This is a genomic window from Synechococcus sp. CCAP 1479/10 (genome assembly GCF_019038515.1).
In the GTDB taxonomy this organism is placed as follows: domain Bacteria; phylum Cyanobacteriota; class Cyanobacteriia; order PCC-6307; family Cyanobiaceae; genus Cyanobium.
Genome location: NZ_JAFKRJ010000092.1, coordinates 1 through 313, shown reverse-complemented (window position 1 = coordinate 313; position 313 = coordinate 1). Strand labels below are relative to the sequence as shown.

Here is a 313-nt window from a genome sequence, read left to right as displayed (position 1 = left end):
CCCCTTCTCCCTCGACGCCTTCCCCTCCACCACCGCCAGCCTGCCCGCCCCCGCCGAAGCGGTGGATTCCGGCCTGCACGAGCGGCTCTACCAGAGCGCCACCAGCCAGTGGCGCCGTCTGGGCCGCGGATCCGAGGCTTTCCACGAGATCGATTCCGCCGCCGGCCTCGAGGGCGGTGGGGAATTCTCCGCCTCCGGCGCCGGCCCCTGGGCCTCCGGCCGCAGTGCCTCGGGCATCGGTGGGGTGGCCCCCCGCCAGCGCTCCTTCTGGCTGGTGGCCGATGCCGAGCTGATCGTCTACGGCGCCACCGAT

At 73.8% G+C, this 313-nt stretch carries 1 pseudogene; it reads left to right on the top strand.

Annotated elements, in window-relative coordinates:
• Positions 1 to 313: pseudogene (locus KUG39_RS17795) on the top strand (DUF4912 domain-containing protein); the annotation flags it as partial.